Source organism: Protofrankia sp. BMG5.30 (assembly GCF_001983005.1).
Classification (GTDB): domain Bacteria; phylum Actinomycetota; class Actinomycetes; order Frankiales; family Frankiaceae; genus Protofrankia; species Protofrankia coriariae.
The window spans coordinates 1-15,115 of record NZ_MOME01000025.1 but is presented as its reverse complement, the minus strand read 5'-3'; the positions used below and the strand labels follow the sequence as shown (position 1 = coordinate 15,115).

Sequence of the window (15,115 nt, the reverse complement as noted above, 5' to 3'; positions counted from 1 at the left end):
GGGCTTTCGGGGGCGCAGGCCTCGTGGGGGGCCTCCGGGGACATGGCTCCACAGGTGGGATACAAGAGCGGACGTGACAGAAGAAGGGCAGGACCTCCGTGACGAGCACCATCGCCGACGTCAAGTCCCAGCTTGGTGAGGCGTTCCGGCGTACCGACGAGGTCACCGGTCAGTTGGACGGTGCGCTGACCATGATCGAAGAAGCGCAGGCGATCGTCCTGGCCGCGACCGACGGCAGCGCGCACCGCGCCGTGGAGCAGTTGACCAGCGCGCTGGTGGAGACCCGGGAGCGCATCCAGGACTCGCTGGCGGCGCTCGGGTCGGCGGTGCAGGAGGTCCGCGACTACAGCGACAGCCTGTAGATCGCTCGTCCGGGCCGACCGGCTTCTTCCGTGTGGGCCGCGGACGGTTCTCCAGGGGCCGGCCATGTCCGGGGCAGCCGCCGGCCGACCGCCCCGGAGGTGCACCGGACGTGCCGCGGGCAGCCGTCGGTGATCTCTGTTCGCGTCGGCCGGTACTCACCGCAGGACCGCCGCGGGCCGGCCCGGGCTGTCGCGGCCCGGTCGGGATCAAACGGACATATCTGGATCGGCTGCGCGTGAATGCCGACAAGGGGTATATTCTCCGTGAGCGGGTGCCCGCTGTCGGTCGCCAGCGTGTCGTAGGTGCGGGTCTGGGTAGCAAGTCCGCATGTTCCCTGCAACCCGATGCATCTTTTAGCGGGCCTCACTAAAGTCCGAATCATCCAGAGAGGCCGAGGGTGAAGCGATCATGCTCTCATCGCGCGGTCGGAGGTCCGCGGGGACGTTAGTGCGTAGGCGTTCACCGGTCTGACGGCCATCCGGTGCCACTGCCATGTGCGACCAGAGGGTCGTGGGCGGCGCGGGAACGATCTTTCCGTACTGCCGAGGTCCCCGCCGTGGATCACTAAGGAGGCCCCACCACCGTGCCGGCTACCCCCATCCTGAACCTGCCGCTGGTGCTGCTGTCCAACCGCGGCCCGGTGAGCTTCGACCGTGACGTGTCCGGACGCACCGTCAACCGCGGGGCGGGCGGGCTGGTGTCAGCCCTCTCCGGCCTCGCCGAGCATCTTGACGACGCCGTCTGGGTGTGCGGGGCGTCCACCGAGGAGGACGCTGCTGTCGCCAGCGAAGCGCAGGGCGGCTCGATCCTCGTGCAGACGTCTCCATACCCCCACGTCGTCGAGGACGAACCCGACGGCCCCTCGATCCGGGTCCGGCTGGTCACCACCGACCCGGCCGCCTACGCGGACTTCTACAGCGTCTGGTCGAACCCGATCCTGTGGTTCGTCCAGCACGGGCTCTACGGCCGGGCGCTGTCACCCGTCATCACCCTGGTCGAGCACGACGCGTTCGAGAACGGCTACGCGGCGGTCAACCGCGTGTACGCGGACGCGGTCGTCGACGAGGTTCGCGCCCGCGGCGGCAAGGCGCTGGTCCTGTTGCAGGACTATCACTTCTACCTGGTGGCCGAGCGGGTCCGCGAGCTGTGCCCGGACGTCGTGCTCACCCATTTCATCCATATCCCGTGGCCGGGGCCGGACGAGTGGCGGATCCTGCCGGCCGGTATCCGAGAACGGCTGCTGCGCGGCCTGCTCGGCAGCGACGTCGTCGGCTTCCACACCCGGCGCTACGCCCGCCACTTCGTCCTGTGCGCCCAGGACCTGCTCGGCCTGGACGTCGACCTGGACAACCTGCTGGTCTTCGTCGACGACCGGGTCGTGCGGGCCCGCTACTACCCGATCTCGGTGGACACCGCCGCCCTGGAGGCGACGCTGAGCACCGAGGATGTCGCCGGGCACGTCGCCATGCTGCGGTACACCTTCCTGGACGGGGAGCGGCAGCTGATCCTGCGGGTGGACCGCACCGACCCGAGCAAGAACGTCGTGCGGGGCTTCCTGGCCTTCGGCGCACTGCTCGACCAGCATCCGGAGCTCGTCGGCAAGGTCAGCTTCCTCGCCCTGCTCCAGCCCAGCCGCACCGACGTGCCCGAGTACGCCGACTACATCGCGCTGATCGGCGCGGTGGTGGCAGAGATCAACGCCCGGCACACCAAGGACGGCCGGCAGCCCATCGACCTGCGGATGGCGGAGGATTTCCCGCTCGCGGTGGCCGCCTACTCGATCTGCGACGTGATCCTGGTCAACGCGCTGGCGGACGGCATGAACCTCGTGACCAAGGAGGTCGCGGTGGTCAACCGGCGTGGTGGCGTGCTGGCCCTGTCGGAGAACGCCGGAGCCCACGAGGAGCTGGGGGAATATGCGGTCACCCTGCATCCCTTCGACGTCCAGCAGATGGCGGACGCCCTGTACGAGGCTCTGACCATGCCRCTGGAGGAGCGGCAGCGGCGGCTGGCCGCGGCGGCCGAACAGGTACGCACGCACGACGTGGGACGTTGGCTGAGCGACCAGCTCGACGACCTCGCCCAGCTCGCCGGCTACCTTTGAAGACCTGCCCGAGCTTTGACAATCTGACCAGGGGCCTGAGCAGAAGACGGCCTGGGTCCTATTGGTCTTACTGTGGGTAACCGGCAGGATTCTGCCGTGGCTTACCGGTAGTCTCGGGCGGTGACAGCAGCCACCACCCAGGTTGGCTGATCGTTGATGGGCTGAGGAGCGGACGTGGCGAGTTCCAGCGGTCATCACAAGGCGAACGTGGGTTCGTGGACCGCGGTTTTTCTGATCATTGCGGCGTTCACGGTCGGTGTCTTCGCTCTCGTCCTGCACTCGGTACCGCTGTGGATCGTGACCGGCGTGGCCCTGGTCGTCGGCCTGATCACCGCTGTCGCCTCCCAGATCATGGAACAGGCGTACTGACGCTCCCCTCCTGTACCGCGGTTGCGGGAAATACCCGAAAGACATGATCAGTACCGCCCTGCCCGACCGGGCAGGGCACGTCGCCACGCACGACGGTTGACGCCCGCGGCGCACAGGCCGTTGTCCGCGGCACGCAGCGCGGCACGAGGTGCCGTCCTTCGTCGTTGCCGTGGCCTCGTACGTTGCCGCGGCAGCCGTCACCATCCGGCCATATCCGTGTTCCGCGCCGGGCCGCACCGGGCCAGGACCGGCCGGGGTAGCTGCCAGCCACCAGCGGGTCAGGGGCCCAGGGACCCCAGGGGCTTCAGTGGCTGCTGGAGCCAGCCAGCGAGCGTGGGGTGACGAACGAGACCAGCCGCGTCGTACTCGGCCCCAGCTCCGCCCAGCGGCCCACCGCCAGGTCCTCGACGGCCAGCGCCGCGGTGGGGAAGGTGGGCAGGCGCGAGCGCTCGCCGACCGGGAGCAGACCGGTGGCGAGAGCGTGGATACCCGGGTTGTGGCCGACCAGCAGGACGGTGGGGACGCCGTCGTCGAGCTCCCGGAGGCGGTCGAGCAGGTCCGACACGTCGGCGAGGTAGAGCCGATCCTCGGTCAGTACCGGGACGGCCGCCGGCAGCGCTCCGGCGATCTGCTCGACGGTTTCACGGGTCCGGCGGGCCGAGGAGCACAGCACCAGGTCGGGTGCGAGCTGGTCGGCTGCCAGATGCTCGGCGATGAGCCGGCAGGAGGCCCGGCCGCGCGGCGACAGCGGGCGATCGGCGTCCGGCATGCTGCCGTCGGCCCAGTCGGACTTGCCGTGGCGCAGCAGCAACAGGCGACGCGGCGGCCTCACCGCGCGGCCCGTGGGGGGAGACCCGTGGAGGGAGGGAGATTGGCAGACACCCGGACGCCGCGACCGGGCGCGGGACGAGGCGACACGCAACTCCTCCTCGGACGGCGACGACACGCAGCCTGCCCATCTCGGACCGGGGCGTCAATGGTTCTTTTCTACGCCCGCCGCGGGGCGCCCGCCGCATCCGGCGGCATCTCACCCGCATGGGAAGCCTCACGCACCCGGACGAGGGAAGCCTCGCCTGCCGGTGCCGTGCCGACCGTTGCCGATCATCGGTGCCCCGGCCATGGCGCCGGGCGAGGCACCCGCTCACATCGACAGCTCACATCGACGGCGGTGCCTCACCCGAGGTGATGAAAGATGTCCTACGGTGGAGCTAAAAACCAACCGAAAGGATCAGCTGGTTGCGTACGTGGAAAGCAGCAGACGGTCGGCAAAGGCAAGGGCTTCGTCCGCGCTGAGCCGGCCGCGGGGAACCACGGAATTGCGTTCGTCCGAGGTAAGCCCACCCCACACGCCGTGTTCCTCCTGGCGGAATAAGGCGGTCGCGAGACAGGCCCGCCGCACGGAGCAGCCGGCACATACTTTCCGCGCCCGGGTTTCCGCCGCGGCCCGGGCCTTGGTGTTACGTCCGTCCGGCGGAAAGAACGCGTCGGGATCCCCGTCCCGGCAGGCGGCTTCCTGCCGCCAGTAGGTGGGCCAGCCAGCACCGTAGGGCTGCGGCGGAAGGTCTCGTCCGGGCAGGACCGGTACGCCGGCGCTCATGAGATTCCGCCGATTCTGCCTCTATCGGGGCACAATCCRAGCCGATGGTGGTAGGCGGCAGTGCTACCTGTGGGCAGCAGCCGCAGGTGACTCAGCATGATGTCTCCTGGGGACGTCGCTTGCGGCGGACATGACAATGCGCGGCAACGAGTGGATGTGTTGGAAGGCACATCGACTCCTCTGCTCACGCGGAACCACAACCTCGGGGAGGGACGGACTCAGGGTTGTCCGGCATGAATTGCGCACGCCTGGACACCCTCTTCGTCGGAAACGAACCCGTCTCGTCTCGTTAACCGAGGAACGTAGACGGCTCTCGACGGGATAGCAAGGGTTCCGGAACGCTCGCGTCCGCAGCGCGCCCAACACACCCGGTTCTGGCCCTGTCGATCGGCGTTCCGTTGTCAAATCGCAGCGTTGTGTATATGTACTACCACTCGTAGTAGATGCCCGGTGCTACCAAACCGGGCATCCCGGGTCCCCGCCCGCCCCCGGGGAATCGGGGACGGTGTTCCTGACGATCGCAAGGGTGAGCAGAATCACAGCTATGATCGCCGGCAGCGCGTGGCGCAGAGTCTACGGTCAGAGCGCCCAAGGTGATGCGATCATGCTTCCCGTCCGGCTGGAAGCTACAGGTCCTCCGGTCTTCAGACCCGTCCGATGCGATAGTCGCCCGACCAGATCTCCTGGTACTGGACATTGGTGCCGGGCCGACGCGAAACGATCATCTGTCCGTTTCCGGCGTAGATGGCGTCGTGGTAGGCCTCCCCCTCGGCGTCGAGAAAGAAGATCACGTCTCCTGGCCGGGCGTCGGCGCGGCTGACCGGTTGCAACGCGGCGAACTGGTCGTAGGTGGTACGGGGGACCGAGGCGCCGACCTGGGTGTACACGTACTTGATCAGACCAGAGCAGTCGAAGTCGTTCGGCCCAGCGGCGCCGTAGCGGTACGGTTTGCCGATCTGCTGTTGGGCGACCGCGAACGCCGCCGCCGCGACCGAGGTGGACGCCCCGACCGGAGCCACTGTCAGCGCCGCCGTTGACGCCACCGCCGTTTGTGCCACCGCCGGAGTTGTCAGCAGCGCTGGCACCGGCTGGGCTGAGGCCGGGGCGGACACCGCCGGCGCGGCTGACGCGCCGAAGAGTGCACCCCAGGTCCGCGGGCCGACCACGGCGTCGATGGTCAGGCCGACGCCGGACTGGAAGGTGCGGACGCCGCGTGCGGTCCGCGGGCCGAACCTCCCGTCGGCGAAGATCCCAAGCCGGATCTGCAGCCGCGCCACCGGGTCGCCCTGGCTGCCCAGCCGCAACGACCTGCCGGGGAACTCCTGCCTGCCAGCGGAGGACTCCCATCCGCCGTCGGAGGATTCCCACTCGTTACCGGATGATTCCCACTCGTTACCTGACGATTCCTGCCTGTCGCCCGTGGATTCCTTTCTGCTGTTGGACGACTCCCGCCGGTTGCCGGTGGACCTCTGCCTGTCGCCAGTGGCCCTCTTCCTGGTGCTGCTGGGCTTCTGCCTGCCGCTGGCGGACTCCTGCCCGTCCGTCCAGGTCGTTGCGGATCCCTGCCCCGTCGTCAGGGCGCCCAGGGCCGCGTCGGTCGCGGCGGGCGCACCGCCGGCCGACGCGATGGCCGCCCCGGCCGGATGAGGCGTCAGGGCCACCGCGACGGCGACGGCACAGGAAACCGCGGTGATCGTGGGTGAGACCGTACGGCTCGAGATGGACATGCCATCACCCCTCTGCCGCCGTTCCGGGCAGATGGGCCCCGGCCCCGTCCGCGCGTGTGGCCGACACGGGGATGCGGACGGGCTCCGGCGGTCATCCCCGTTACTCACCGTGATAGTGAGCACCCTTACGCTAAGAGATCGGCCAAGACCTTTCAGTGAAGTTAGTTACTGAAGGTGATGATCTTTGCTGCTGTGAGTGATCGTTGGGAGGCCGTTGCGCTCCCACGCGCGGAAGCCACCGACGACGTCGGTGGCGTGGCGCAGGCCCAGATCCTGCAGGGACGCCGCCGCGAGGCTGGAGGTGTACCCCTCCGAGCAGATGATGATGACCTTGATGTCGTCGCCGGTGGCCTGCGGGAGACGCGCGTCACTGGTGGGGTCCAGCCGCCACTCCAGGACGTTACGTTCGATGATCAGCGCGCCGGGGATGCCGCCCTCGGCGCCGCGCTGGGCCGCGGGCCGGATGTCGACCAGCAGTGCCCCGTCCGCCACCGCCGCCGCGGCCGTAGGCGGGTCGAGACGCTCCAGGCGGGCGCGTGCCCGGGCAAGCATCGCGTCGATCCGGCTGCCGCTCACGGCCGCCCTCCGCCCACGGCAAGCGCCCCCGCCGCGTCCCCAGCGGCGGCACCACCGAGCGCGTTCTCGAGCAGGAAGCCCTCGACCGCCTGCTCGGCGGCGTCCGGTGCATACCGCATCGGCAGTTCCGGGGGAGAGTAGGCGTGGATGGTCGCGGCCGGGATAGTCCCCGAATTCCCCACCTTGTGAATGTGGTTCCGATCGAATGTGAGCGACGCCCCCCGTTCATGCTGCCGCCAGTCACGGGGCCGCCAGTCCGCGTCGCAGGCGATCTCCGTGACGGGCCCCTGGATGACGGTCAGCGCGCCGAACGCGCCGCCATGGTCGTGCGCGCGGGTGTACTGGTCCGGGCACCAGCTGATCAGCCACACCTCGACCGATCCGGACAGCACGAGCCGGGTGTACCAGCGGTTGACCGGGTCGTGGCGCAGGATCGCCGTCCATATCCCGGTCGCGGCACCGAGGGAGCGGGTCAGCGCGGCCAGCACATGCGGTTCCACCGTTTCGTTTTCGTCTCGCAGCAGGGAATCGGGCACCAGGGCGGTGCCCGCGAGTAGTGGGTGGATGAGTGGCATGCTCGACTCCCTGTCGGTACGGGCGGAAAGCGATACGGATGGCGAGCGGTACGGGTGGAAAAACAGCGTGATTACATTTTTTTCGCGTTGCCGGTGGACCCGCGGGACGGCTGGCCCGCGGGCCGTGACACGCACCTCGGCGTTCCTGCCGTCACCGCCGACCGGCGTTCCCGGCGCAACCGCCGCCCCCGAGAAAAATCGGCTGGTTGACGACCAGGCGCACACGGCAAATCGGAGAACGCGCCAGGATCCGGATGAGCGGTCGGAACGGGAGAATTCAGACRGGCCGGTGACGTACCGGCGTGACCGGACGGCTTGGGATGACGCGACCGGAACCGGTGCCGTGGCGCCGGTCCGCGGTTGTCAGCGCATCCCGTGCGGGCCACACCCACTGGTACACGCCGCGCTGGCCACAAGCGCGTGATCGATCACGCGATCGCTGTGCAGCAGAATGCGGCGGGATGTCATGCTCGGCACTGTACAACCGACCCGCCACCACAATCCTCGTTTATTCTTGTTCACCCGTTCTGACGCCCCGCCCAGGCCATCCCGCACCGTTCCCGGCAGCATCCTTTCGATCATCCGTCCGACGCTGTCCCACCAGCCGCGAGACATCTCAGAACCCGAAACTCCCGATGCCCCGCACCCTGCCGGCCACGGGCCCGCGAACCGTCATCGCGGACGGGCCGCCGGGCGGGATGGGACGGTTCGCAGCGATCCGTCCGGAAAGCCGCCCCTCGCCGGGGAAAACGGCCGGGTACCTTCCACACATGGAGCAGCGGATCAGTCTGATCACACTGGGTGTCGGGGACGTGGGGCGTGCCCGGGCGTTCTACGAGCGGCTGGGCTGGCAGGGCCAGGAGCTCGAGGAGACCGTCTTCTTCCAGGCCGGCGGYGCCGTGCTGGTGCTCTGGGGACGCGACAAGCTGGCCCGCGACTGCGGTATCGCCGAGGACGCCGAGGGGAGTACCGGTGGGCAGACAGGCGGGTTCAGCGGTGTCGCGCTCGCGCACAACGTCCGCTCCAGAGCGGAGGTCGACGGCATCATCGCGGCGGCGCAACGGGCGGGTGCCACGATCACCCGCCCCGCGGCCGAGACGTTCTACGGCGGCTACGCGGGGGTTTTCACCGACCTCGACGGCCACGTGTGGGAGATCGCCCATAATCCCGGTTTCTCGTTCGCCGAGGACGGCTCGCTCATCCTCCCGGACTTCGGCAGCCCGTAGCCCGTGTCCGCGAACGGGCCGCCCGACGGCTCCCGTCCGCCGGGGCTGTCGCCGTTGGCGGCGCGTGTCCGGCATCCCCGGTATGCTCGGCACAGGTCATGAGCGTCAGCGTCAAGCCCCGGCTCGCTGGCCGGCAACCCTCCTCCGCGGTGGGGTGCCCCGGGTGAGGACCAGGCCGTAGCCGCGGTGGCTGCGGTAAGCGCGGATCCGCCCCCGGGTCCGGTGGACCCCGAGGAGTGCCGTGACCGCCCCTGCCACCATCCAGACCCCCGTCCGCCCGCGGCCGGCGGTGCCGTTTCCGGCCGGGGCCGTGGACGGCGTTGCCGCCGGCGCCCACCCACAGCCAGCGGGGGTGGACGGGCCGCTGCTGCCGGTCGTCGGCGCGGATCTGCGGGTTCCGCTCGTCCAGGGCGGGCAGGCGCGGTACGCCAACCTCGACTACGCCGCGTCCGCCCCGTGCCTGTCCGCCGTGGCGGCCAGAGTGGACGAGATCCTGCCGTTCTACGCCAGCGTCCACCGCGGCGCCGGATACGCCTCCCAGGTGACCACCGCGCTGTACGAGTCGGCGCGCGGGACGGTCGGCGCCTTCGTCGGCGCGCGGCCCGAGGACGTCGTGGTGTTCACCCGCAACACCACCGACGCGCTCAACCTGCTCGCCCGCTGCCTGCCCGGGCCGGCGGCCACCAGTCACCCGGACGACAGCCCGGGCCGCGGGGCGGCCGCCGGCCACGTGGACGGCACCGCGGGCGCGGGCGCCGCCGGCCATCCGGACGACACCGGCCAGGCGGGGGACCCCGGCCGCGGTGACGTGCTGTTCCTCGACGTCGAACACCACGCGAACCTGCTGCCCTGGCGTGCCGTCCGGCATCGCTGCCTGCCGGCCGCGGACACCGTCGACGCGACCCTCGACCGCCTCCGGCGGGCGCTGGCGCACCGGCCGGCCTGCCTCGTCGCCGTGACGGGCGCGTCGAACGTGACCGGCGAGGTCGTCCCCGTCGCCGAGATCGCCGAGATCGCGCACGTCCACGGCGCGCGGATCGTCGTGGACGCCGCGCAGCTGGCGCCGCACCGCCGCATCGACATGGCCGCCTGGGACGTCGACTATGTCGCGCTGTCCGCTCACAAGCTCTACGCGCCCTACGGCGCCGGGGCGCTGATCGGCCGCGCGGACTGGCTCGACGCCGCGCCGCCGTACCTCGCCGGTGGCGGTGCCGTAGCCGGGGTGACCGCCACCGCCACCACCTGGAAGACCGCCCCGCAGCGGCACGAGGCGGGCTCCCCCAACTCGCTCGGTGCGGCCGCCCTGGCCGCGGCCTGCCAGGTGCTGGCCGCGCTCGCGCCGGGCACCCTCGAACGTCACGAGGACGCGCTACGTGACCAGCTTGTCGCGGGGCTGTCCGGGCTGCCGGGCGTGGAGATCCCGCGGATCTGGGCGGACGCCCCCGACCGGCTCGGCGTGGTCACCTTCACCGTGCCCGGCCACAGCGCCGCGCGGACGGCCGCCTACCTGTCCGCCGAGCACGGCATCGGCGTGCGCGACGGCCGTTTCTGCGCCCATCCGCTGCTCGCCCGGCTGGACCTGCCAGGCTCGGCGCTGCGGGCAAGCGTCGGTGTCGGCACCTGCTCCGACGACATCGACCGGCTCGTCACGGCGTTGCGCACCTACCTGCGCGACGGCCCGAGCTGGACCTACCGGGAAGGGCCGGACGGCTGCGCCCCCGCGCYCGACACCCGCCGGCTGCCCGGCTGGTTCGCCCCCGACGCCGTCACCCCGCCCGTCCTGCCCACCCTGGCCGGCGTCTGCACCAACTGACCGGCCGCTGACCGGTCACTGCCAACAGCTGGGACCGCCGGCCGTCGGTATCCGGGAAGCCTGGTCGTCCCGGCCGGCCGGTGACCGTTCCGGGCCGGTGACCCGTCCCGGCAGGGTGGGTCCGTCCTGCGTTGTGGAGCAGGGCTCAGTCAGCCGTCCCCGTCCAGGCCAACGTGTGTCTGTGTCCTCCTCAGGAGGTTCGCGGGGCGTTGCCGTTGCCGGTGCCGCGGCTGGCGGTCGCGGTGAAGACGCGGGCGAGGTACTCGGTGCGCAGCACGCCGCGGCCGTCGGCGCCGATGTAGCCGACGTCCTTGGTCAGGTAACCCTCGGGGTAGCTGTAGCCCGCGGAGGTGATCTCGCCGTTACGGCTCCACCACGCCTTGCGCTGAGTGTGGCAGCGGTCACATTCGTGGATGACATGGTAGGCGCGGGCCTGTTTGTCCCAGACCGCGCTGTGGGGTTCCCAGCGGTGTCCCATGGTGCGGCACTCGATGAAACTGGCGGGCAGCTCGTGCGCCCAGGTCTCGATGTTGCGGCGGGGGGTGTGTTCGGCCATGGGATGGGCTGCTACCTCCGGAATCGCCTGTGTGGACGGGGCGGCGGGCCTGGACGTCGCAGGCTRCCATGCAGGTCAGATAGCACAGGCCAGGTGTTGATGTCGARCACACGGATCGTTCCGCCATCTTCCGAATCAACCTGACTGTGCGGCTCTTCCTGACTGCGGACGGGAGTCAACCAGCAGGATTCATTATCGGCCTGTCGCACGAAGCGCACACATATCATGAGCGCAGGGTGACCGCCGCTACAGACCGGCCAGACCGGCCAGAGCGACCGACCGTGCCCAGCGGACCGCGGGCCGGCCCTGCCCACGGCGTCAGCGCGCCGGCGCTGGCGGTCGTGACCCGGCCACCGTGGCCGGCACCTGCTACAGGCCGACCCTGCCCGAGGGGTTGTCGCGGTCGAACAGGCGGCCGGCGCGTACATAACTGTCCAGGGACGCCGACGACCGCCAGCGTCCCTGCCGCATGATCGCCCGGTCGGGCACGCCGGCACGGGCGGCGGCCGTGGCAAACCCGGACCGCAGGGAGTGCCCGCCGAAGTCGTCCGGGGACAGGCCCGCCGCGGCGGCCCGGCGCTGGACGATGCGGGCGACCGAGCTCGGGTGCAGCCGGCCCGCGCCCACCCCGCCATGGCGGTTGATCGAACGGAAGGCGGGCCCGTCGGTGAGGCCCGCGGCCTGACGCCAGGCGATCCAGGAGCGGACCGGGCAGGTCGGCCGGTAGGAGCCGAAGGTGAGGCCGACCAGCGCCCCGGCGCGTTCCTGGTCGGTCTTGGACCTGCGGATGGTCAGCACCACACCGTCCGGGGTCTCGGCGATGTCGGCGACGTCCAGCGCGACGAGCTCGCCGCGGCGCAGGCAGCCGGCGAAACCGACCAGCAGCAGCGCCCGGTCGCGCAGGTCGGCGAGCCGGGAGTCGTCCAGTTCGGCGAGCACCTGGGTGAGCAGACCGGTCTCCAGCGCGTTCTTGCGCTTCACGGCGGTGCCGTGGACACGGCGGATACCGTCCCAGACGGTCGCGACCTCGGGTGAGGTGGCCGGATTGGGATGACGGCCGAGCTGGTGGGCCACGGAGATGGCGGCCAGCCTGCGGCGGATGGTGGTCGGTTTGTAGCCGGCGTCGGCCAGCGCCGTCAGGTAGCCGGCCACGGTTGCCGGCAGCGCTGGCAGCGCCACCAGGTGCGGGGAGCGCTCGGCGCACCAGGCGGCGAAGTGCCGCAGGTCTGTTTCGTAGGCACGCCACGTCGAGGCGGCCCTGGCCGCCCGGGCATAGTCGGCCACTCGCTCGACCAGGTCGGACGACAGCACCGTGTAATCGCCATCTCGACGAATCGCAACTTCTGTCCCGTCGCCGCCCACTTCCCAGCCCTTCTCTCCCGCGCCTCCCTGGCGCGCGAGAAGTGAAGCTTATCGCGCGCCAGCCCGCCTATAGTTTCGTATCTATAGTTTCGTTTCTATACGAAACGAAAAATCAAAACGATACTAAACAGTGAAGGATGCGCCTGGCAGAGCCGCACACCCGCCCCGGACCGAGCAGGGCGACCACCGCAAAGAAAAAGGGCGTAGGTCGCTTCCGTCGCCCCGACAGCGCTTTCCACCTACGCCTCGCCCGGCTGTAGGTGGTTTCCGCCGTGCCGATGACGGCTTCCACCTACGGCTGCGGTGCCCGGGCAGCCCCTCGAGAACGGCCGCCTGTACCACGGGTTCCGTTGACGGACGTGCGGCGGTGTTCGACCAGGCCTGCGCAGCACATACCCTGACGCTGATGATCGTGTTCCAGGCGAGCGCCATCAACGACGTCGACACCCCTACTGACCGGCTGCTCAGAGCGGGCCGGACTGGATGTGGTGGCGACGCCAAGGAGGCCCGGGGCTCGGGTCCGCGTCACCGGCCGCCAAGTAGCTTTCCGTGATTTCAGCGAGTCGCTGATCGATTTTGGGTTGCCGCTGACCCCGTCCTGGGACAGCCTCTGTGCATGGTCGAGGTGGAGGTGCTGACAGCGCACGACTGGCCCAGGTGGCGCGAGCTGAGGCTGGCCGCGCTTGCCGCGGTGCCCTACGCCTTCGGGGCCAGACTCGCGGACTGGCAGGGTGATGGCGACAGGGAGGAGCGATGGCGTGCCCGGCTGAGCATCCCGGGCTCGTGCAATTTCCATGCCGTACTCGATGGGAAGCCGGCCGGGATAGTCAGCGGCGTCCCGAGCCCGCGGAACGGCGTCGTAGAGCTGATCTCCCTGTGGGTCAGCGAGGAGGCGTGGGGGCAAGGCGTAGGGGATCGTCTGGTCCGGGCGGTTGAGCAGTGGGCTGTGCAGGGGCGGGCGGAAGTCTTGCAGCTCGCGGTCTCGCCCGGCAACAAGTATGCGATCGCGTTGTACCGGCGCCATGGTTTTGCGGACACAGGGCAATTCGGTGACGTGCTGCCCGGTGGGGGCAGAGAACACATCATGGCGAAGAGACTCCCCCCGGCTGAACTAGACGAGTAAGAGCATGTCTCGTGTGGCCGTTCCGGGTACATATCTGGTCATGGATGTGATGGAGAACAGCCTCGCTCTGCGGCTGGTCCCGGACGATCTATGGGAACGGGTGGAACCCCTGCTCCCCCGCTTCGAGACGCGCCGGCAGGGCGGCGGGACCGCGCCGATCGAGGATCGGGCTGGTCGGCGGGTCGTGGAAGCGGCTGGTGTTTCGGACCGGCCCGCACGGCGGCACGGTTGACAAGAACGCCCACACCGTATTCGTGCTGACCCGGTTCCACCATCATCTCAAGCGCCGCGACATCTACGCCGAGGCCGACGGCGATCCGCTGTGAGCGGCCCGAGATCCAGGCACTACCGGCCGGCTGCTCAGACTGAGCCGGACCGGATTTGGCGACGCCAGGGAGGCAAGTCCAGATTGGGATACCGCGGCGCGACGCCGGCCAGCGTGTCCGCGGTCCAGTACGGATGACCGGGCGGCGGGAAGCCGAACAGTTCGAGCTGCCGGGGGCTGGCCCGTTCGACGAAGCAATACCAGGCGGGGTCGTGACCGCGCGCCGCCCAGCCTCGGCGTTGTCCCCATTCCGCACCCGCGCGGCGGTAGCTGAGGTGCGTGGTGTAGCGAGCGCACCCAGGACRGGTCATGCCGGTGCCGCGATGGAAGGTGCCCGTTTCGAAGGCGACGACGGTCCCCGCGGGACCGGCTGCCGAGACCTCTCGTTCGTAGAGGTGTGGAGATCCGGGCGCGACGAAATCGCCGGCGTCATCGGAGGCGTCCGTGATCCGTAGCGGGAGCCAGTTCGGTTTGGCCGCRGGCTCCGCGGTCTGGGCTTTGGAGAGCAGGTGCGGCGGCCCCAGGTCTTCGGGCACATCGGCCAGAAAGACGAGCATCTCCAGCTGCCGGTACTCGGCTGCCGCGCTGGGCACGACCACGATGTGGTTGAGGTAGTCGCGATGCAGAGCCTGGTCGTAGTCGGCCGCTCCCTGGTACTTCGCCCACGCCTCGGCCGAGTAGATGCGCAGATCGTCCCCGCCCAGAAGCACCTCGGACAGGCGGATCAGGCGATCGTGCGCCACCAGGAGGCTGACCTCCGTACTGGCGAACGGGAACTCGTCGATTCCGGCGAACTCGTCACCGAGATAGCGGTCCCGTCGTGAAAGTCCCKCGCGGACGGAAACATCAGACCCAGTTCGGCAACCGCCGGGCACAGCACCTCCCTGGATAGATAGCCAGGCAGGATGACGAACCCGTGCCGCCGCCACTCCTCAGCGGCCCTTCCAAGATCCATTATGGCAGTATCACCATGCGCCAACCGCCACTCAACCCATTTCTTGCCCTCAGCGCCTCGGAGCGGAGGGCAAGCAGCTCCCTGGTAGCTGACCTGCGCAGACGATGCACCGAGACGCATGTGAGGCATTGGATGTTGCCGCAAAGCGGCTATGTGTCGATATCTCTATGCGAAGAGGGACGGCTCACGGGCGCTGTTCCCCATCATGCCGGGCGGCGCTCCTCACCCACCTGTCGATTCGCGTCCTCGGGCGGGACTGTTTCAAGATCGGTGTTTCCGGCCCGACACGCCGGGCCCTCGGGGTCCGGCGGGATGGGCACTGTGAGTGATGACATCGGGTGATATGACCCCTCGCAAGCAAGATCGTGAATCGGGGCGGCAGCTGTCGCCGGAGCAGGCCGCTGCGGCGGCTTTGGTCGCGGACGCGAAGGCGCGTGGGCTGGC

At 69.7% G+C, this 15,115-nt stretch carries 15 protein-coding genes and 1 riboswitch; of the genes, 7 read left to right on the top strand and 8 right to left on the bottom strand.

What is annotated here, in order from left to right; all coding sequences use genetic code 11:
• Window positions 1-98: 98 nt before the first annotated feature.
• The 3 genes from BL254_RS15065 to BL254_RS15055 all read left to right on the top strand — a co-directional run bounded on the left by BL254_RS15065 (window position 99) and on the right by BL254_RS15055 (window position 2,836).
• The gene (locus BL254_RS15065) at window positions 99-362 is read left to right on the top strand and encodes a hypothetical protein (protein WP_013873529.1); all 264 of its coding nucleotides are present in this window, start codon (window positions 99-101) and stop codon (window positions 360-362) included.
• A gap of 584 nt (window positions 363-946) precedes the next feature.
• Entirely contained in the window at window positions 947-2,467 is a 1,521-nt protein-coding gene (locus tag BL254_RS15060) for a trehalose-6-phosphate synthase (protein WP_047223477.1), read from the top strand.
• Window positions 2,468-2,641: 174 nt separating this feature from the next.
• Window positions 2,642-2,836 (top strand): hypothetical protein, encoded by a 195-nt coding sequence (locus BL254_RS15055; protein WP_013873531.1) that lies wholly within the window; start codon window positions 2,642-2,644, stop codon window positions 2,834-2,836.
• 304 nt (window positions 2,837-3,140) lie between these two features.
• On the opposite strand, the gene BL254_RS15050 is transcribed toward BL254_RS15055, so the two are convergent.
• The 5 genes from BL254_RS15050 to BL254_RS15030 form a co-directional block, all read right to left on the bottom strand.
• Window positions 3,141-3,668, bottom strand: a complete 528-nt coding sequence (locus tag BL254_RS15050) for a histidine phosphatase family protein (protein WP_047223478.1) — start codon at window positions 3,666-3,668, stop codon at window positions 3,141-3,143.
• A gap of 396 nt (window positions 3,669-4,064) precedes the next feature.
• Window positions 4,065-4,433, bottom strand: a complete 369-nt coding sequence (locus BL254_RS15045) for a WhiB family transcriptional regulator (protein ID WP_013873533.1) — start codon at window positions 4,431-4,433, stop codon at window positions 4,065-4,067.
• A 644-nt stretch (window positions 4,434-5,077) separates the two neighbouring features.
• Window positions 5,078-6,160 (bottom strand): NlpC/P60 family protein, encoded by a 1,083-nt coding sequence (locus BL254_RS15040; protein WP_076843655.1) that lies wholly within the window; start codon window positions 6,158-6,160, stop codon window positions 5,078-5,080.
• 165 nt (window positions 6,161-6,325) lie between these two features.
• A complete protein-coding gene (locus BL254_RS15035) occupies window positions 6,326-6,736 on the bottom strand; it encodes a rhodanese-like domain-containing protein (protein ID WP_047223479.1) in 411 nt (136 codons plus the stop codon).
• Complete coding sequence (locus BL254_RS15030) at window positions 6,733-7,311, bottom strand: cysteine dioxygenase family protein (protein ID WP_052914660.1); 579 nt, start codon at window positions 7,309-7,311, stop codon at window positions 6,733-6,735. The genes BL254_RS15035 and BL254_RS15030 overlap by 4 nt, the downstream gene beginning before the upstream one ends.
• A gap of 770 nt (window positions 7,312-8,081) precedes the next feature.
• Here BL254_RS15030 and BL254_RS15025 point away from each other — a divergent pair.
• Window positions 8,082-8,537: a VOC family protein gene (locus BL254_RS15025; protein ID WP_047223499.1), complete on the top strand. Its 456-nt coding sequence runs from the start codon at window positions 8,082-8,084 to the stop codon at window positions 8,535-8,537.
• Between the two features lie 94 nt (window positions 8,538-8,631).
• A riboswitch (SAM riboswitch) is annotated at window positions 8,632-8,745 on the top strand.
• Between the two features lie 102 nt (window positions 8,746-8,847).
• Window positions 8,848-10,350 carry an aminotransferase class V-fold PLP-dependent enzyme gene (locus BL254_RS15020; protein WP_254858178.1) on the top strand — a complete coding sequence of 501 codons (1,503 nt, stop codon included), beginning with the start codon at window positions 8,848-8,850 and terminating at the stop codon, window positions 10,348-10,350.
• Between the two features lie 190 nt (window positions 10,351-10,540).
• Here BL254_RS15020 and BL254_RS15015 read toward each other — a convergent pair whose 3' ends face one another.
• Both BL254_RS15015 and BL254_RS15010 read right to left on the bottom strand, forming a co-directional pair.
• On the bottom strand, window positions 10,541-10,906 hold the full coding sequence (locus tag BL254_RS15015) for a hypothetical protein (RefSeq protein ID WP_047223480.1): 366 nt from the start codon (window positions 10,904-10,906) through the stop codon (window positions 10,541-10,543).
• A gap of 369 nt (window positions 10,907-11,275) precedes the next feature.
• Window positions 11,276-12,217: a tyrosine-type recombinase/integrase gene (locus BL254_RS15010; protein WP_235433565.1), complete on the bottom strand. Its 942-nt coding sequence runs from the start codon at window positions 12,215-12,217 to the stop codon at window positions 11,276-11,278.
• A gap of 667 nt (window positions 12,218-12,884) precedes the next feature.
• Between BL254_RS15010 and BL254_RS15005 the strand changes: the two genes are divergently transcribed.
• Both BL254_RS15005 and BL254_RS28980 read left to right on the top strand, forming a co-directional pair.
• Window positions 12,885-13,391 (top strand): GNAT family N-acetyltransferase, encoded by a 507-nt coding sequence (locus BL254_RS15005; protein WP_047223482.1) that lies wholly within the window; start codon window positions 12,885-12,887, stop codon window positions 13,389-13,391.
• Between the two features lie 197 nt (window positions 13,392-13,588).
• Window positions 13,589-13,717: a hypothetical protein gene (locus BL254_RS28980; RefSeq protein WP_256386252.1), complete on the top strand. Its 129-nt coding sequence runs from the start codon at window positions 13,589-13,591 to the stop codon at window positions 13,715-13,717.
• 34 nt (window positions 13,718-13,751) lie between these two features.
• Here BL254_RS28980 and BL254_RS14995 read toward each other — a convergent pair whose 3' ends face one another.
• Window positions 13,752-14,645, bottom strand: a complete 894-nt coding sequence (locus BL254_RS14995) for a hypothetical protein (RefSeq protein ID WP_139342329.1) — start codon at window positions 14,643-14,645, stop codon at window positions 13,752-13,754.
• Window positions 14,646-15,115: the final 470 nt, after the last annotated feature.

Bases quoted from the DNA above. Each gene is read 5' to 3' on its own strand.
- BL254_RS15045 (WP_013873533.1), bottom strand. From the start codon at position 4,433: ATGAGCGCCGGCGTACCGGTCCTGCCCGGACGAGACCTTCCGCCGCAG.
- BL254_RS15040 (WP_076843655.1), bottom strand. From the start codon at position 6,160: ATGTCCATCTCGAGCCGTACGGTCTCACCCACGATCACCGCGGTTTCC.
- BL254_RS15030 (WP_052914660.1), bottom strand. From the start codon at position 7,311: ATGCCACTCATCCACCCACTACTCGCGGGCACCGCCCTGGTGCCCGAT.
- BL254_RS15015 (WP_047223480.1), bottom strand. From the start codon at position 10,906: ATGGCCGAACACACCCCCCGCCGCAACATCGAGACCTGGGCGCACGAG.
- BL254_RS15005 (WP_047223482.1), top strand. From the start codon at position 12,885: ATGGTCGAGGTGGAGGTGCTGACAGCGCACGACTGGCCCAGGTGGCGC.